Source organism: Rubrivirga sp. (genome assembly GCF_049648075.1).
Taxonomy (GTDB): Bacteria; Bacteroidota; Rhodothermia; order Rhodothermales; family Rubricoccaceae; genus Rubrivirga.
Map to the genome: position 1 here is coordinate 1 of NZ_JBARYR010000752.1, position 3,176 is coordinate 3,176.

Below are 3,176 nucleotides of genomic sequence, written 5' to 3' on the forward strand. Positions count from 1 at the left end.
CCGTAGATCCGGTCCTCGACGCGGGTCGGCGTGAACGGGTCGTATGGGTGCGTCTCGCTCGGGGGCACGACGTCGAGGTGCGAGCAGAACAGCAACAGATCGTCGCCGTCGCCCAGGCTCACCCAGACGTTGTTGTCGTGGCGTCCGGCCTCGAGGCCGTGATCGCGCGCCCACTTTTCGACGTAGTCCGCTGCGGCCGCCTCGTGGTGGCTGAGCGACGGGATCGAGACCAAGTCGGCGTGGACGTCGAGGACGGAGATGGGCATGGAGGGACGGAGGGATTGGGGGCGGAGGGATCGGGTGCCGTCCTCGAGGTCAGGGAACGACGACGGTGCCCCCATCGCCCTCGAGGCCGTAGGGTCCGCAGATGCGGACGGCGGGGACGCCGCGGTCGAGCGCGGCGAGCGCGGTCGTAAGCTTGGGCCGCATCCCGCCGCCGATCCAGCCTTGGGAGATCCCGGCCTCGACCTCCGCACGCGTCAGGCGCGGGAGCAAACTGTCTGGATCTTCCGGGTCGCGGCGAACGCCGGCGGCCTCCGTGACCAGATCCAGGCGTGGCGATCCGAGCGCAGCGGCGATCTCGGACGCCACCGTATCGGCATTGACGTTGTAGAGCGCGCCTTCGTGGTCGGCACACACCGTCGCGACGACGGGCGTAAAGCCGGTACCGATCAACGCCTCGAGGACGGACGGGTCGACGCCCTCGACGTCTCCGACGTGCCCAAAATCGACCATCGTGCCATCGACTTCGATGGGCGGGCGGCGCGATACGGTCACCAACTCGCCATCAGCCCCGCTCACGCCGACGGCGCGGACGCCTGCCGCTCGAGCCGATGCGACCAGTCGAGCGTTGAGCGCACCCCGCAGCGTGTAAAGCGCGACCTCGAGGTCGAGATCGCTCGTCACGCGGCGCCCCGCGACGATCCGAGGCTCGTGTCCCAGTCGCCGCGCCAAGGCCGTCGCCTGCGGACCTCCGCCGTGCACGACAACGGCACGCGCGCGCTCGAGCCCGGACCAGATGGCCGCGACGGCGCTCTCGTCCTCGAGGATGGCACCGCCCAACTTGACGACGGTGGGTCCAGTTCGAGGTTCAGGGTTCGGAGTTCGTGTACTCACAGCATCGAGGTCGGGTCGCACCGCGAAGATGGCGGGGTAGTGCGGAATGTGGAGAGCTCCGAGCAGAGTTGCTCCTACCCAGCCGGCGAACCCTGAACCGAGAACCCAGAACCTTCGAGCCCCCACACCCACTCCAAGATCGCTTTCTGCGCGTGGAGCCGGTACTCGGCCTGGAGCACGTGCGCGGCGCGGTCGTCCTCGAGGACGCCGTCGGTCACGACCACGTTGCGACGGACCGGCAGGCAGTGCATGAACGCGGCGCGGTCGGTGCGGGACATCTTCGCCACGTCGATGCGCCAGTCCGCGTGCGACGCGCGCTGAGTCGCCTCGTGGTCCGGATCGTCGTAGACCGACGTGCCGGACCAGGCCTTCGCGTAGACGACGTTCGCGCCTGACAACGCGCCCGCCGAGTCGGCCGACTCCGTCACCGATCCGCCCGTCCTCGAAGCCTCTTTCTTGGCGAGCTCCAGAACGTCGGCATCGAGGCCGAAGCCCGGCGGCCGAGCGACGATCACTTCCATGCCCAGGCGGGCCGCCATCATCACGGCTGAGTTCGGGACAGCGCGCGGCAGCGGCTTGGGGTGCGGCGCCCAGTGCAGGACCAGCTTCTTGCGGCGCGTCTCGCCCAGCGTCTCGGTCACCGTCGCTGCGTCTCCCAGCTCTTGGCACGGGTGCCACCGCGCTGACTCGAGGTTGACGACGGGCACCGTCGAGGCCGCGACGGCGGCTCGGAACGCTTGGTCGGCGCGGTCGGCCCTGTGATCGGTGAGCGTCGCGAAGGTCCGCACGCCGAGCGCATCGACGTAGCGGCTCAGGACGCCGAACGCCTCCGTGACGTGCTCCGCCTCGAGGCCGTCCATCGTGACGCCGTCCCTGGTCTCAAGCCCCCACGTCCCGTTCCCCGGCGTCAACGTGACCGCGTGCGCACCGAGTTGCGCCGCGGCGACGTCCATCGAGGTCCGCGTGCGGAGCGACGGGTTAAAGAACACCAGACCAAGCGCTTTGTGGGCCGCGGCATCGCTCCACGCCGAGTTTTGCCGATGCCACAACGCGCGCTCGAGACAGGCGTCCCAGACGTCGGTGGAGAGATCGGACCAGGAGGTGAGGTGGTTCATCGTGTTGGAATCGGAGGGTCAGCCTCGAGGTCGGTAGGGACGTCTTGCAACACGTCCACACGGCGTGGCGATGAGATCGTCCTCGAGGGCGGAATGGTGACGGGTCAGCCCTCGAGGACGGACGTCAGGCGCGCGATGAAGTCGTCGACCTCGAGGTCGGACGTGGTGAGCGGCGGCATCAGGCGGAGCGTGTCGGCACGGCCGGAGGTCCCGACGATGACGCCGGCGTCGCGGAGCGCGTCGCGGATCGGAGCCGCCGGTCGGTCGAAGGAGGCGCCGATCAGGCAGCCTCGGCCTCGGACCTCCGTCACGGCGTCGAGAGCGAGAAGCCCCATCTCGAGGCGGTCGAACAGGGCGACCGCGCGGTCCATCAAGGACTCGTCCTCGAGGACGGACAGCGCCGCGTGGACGGCGGCCATCGCCAGCATCCCGCCGCCGAACGTCGTGCCCTGGTCGCCGGACTTGACCGTCGCCGCGATGGCGTCCGACACCAAGACCGCGCCGACCGGGACGCCGGCGCCCAGACTCTTAGCGAGCGTGATGAGGTCCGGCGTCACGCCGACGTGCTCGCCATACGTGAACGTCCCCGTCCGCCCGACGCCCGTCTGGACCTCGTCGAAGATCAGGACCGTCCCGGTCCGGTCGCAGATCTCGCGGAGCGCGCGGTAGAAGTCCGGCGCCGCCTCGGTGATGCCGGCCATCGACTGCATCGGCTCCAGGATGACGGCGGCCACGTCCTCCCCGGCGAGGGCTTCTTCGGTGGCGCCCTCCCAGCCGAACGGGAGCCAGGTCGTCTCGGGAAGGATGTCGCGGTAGGGCGCGTGGTACTTGTCGCCGTAGGTCGCCGCGAGCGCGCCGAGCGTCCGCCCGTGGAAGCCGCCCGCGAACGCGACGACGCGGCTGCGGCCGGTGAACGCGCGCGCCAGCTTGAGGGCGGCCTCGTTC

3 protein-coding genes and 1 pseudogene are annotated in these 3,176 nt (G+C 70.0%); all 4 read right to left on the minus strand.

From position 1 onward, the window contains the following. Positions 1–266 (minus strand): annotated as a pseudogene (locus WBA11_RS19910) (peptidase M20); the annotation flags it as partial. A 49-nt stretch (positions 267–315) separates the two neighbouring features. Then, positions 316–1,116, minus strand: a complete 801-nt coding sequence (gene argB / locus WBA11_RS19915) for an acetylglutamate kinase (protein WP_424522374.1) — start codon at positions 1,114–1,116, stop codon at positions 316–318. Between the two features lie 74 nt (positions 1,117–1,190). Further along, entirely contained in the window at positions 1,191–2,231 is a 1,041-nt protein-coding gene (locus WBA11_RS19920; RefSeq protein ID WP_424522375.1) for an N-acetylornithine carbamoyltransferase, read from the minus strand. Positions 2,232–2,335: 104 nt separating this feature from the next. Next, positions 2,336–3,176, minus strand: an 841-nt coding sequence (locus WBA11_RS19925; RefSeq protein ID WP_424522376.1) for an aspartate aminotransferase family protein, incomplete at its 5' end; no start/stop codon positions are given.

Coding starts and splice junctions, on each gene's coding strand:
- WBA11_RS19920 (WP_424522375.1), bottom strand. CDS start 2,231: ATGAACCACCTCACCTCCTGGTCCGATCTCTCCACCGACGTCTGGGAC.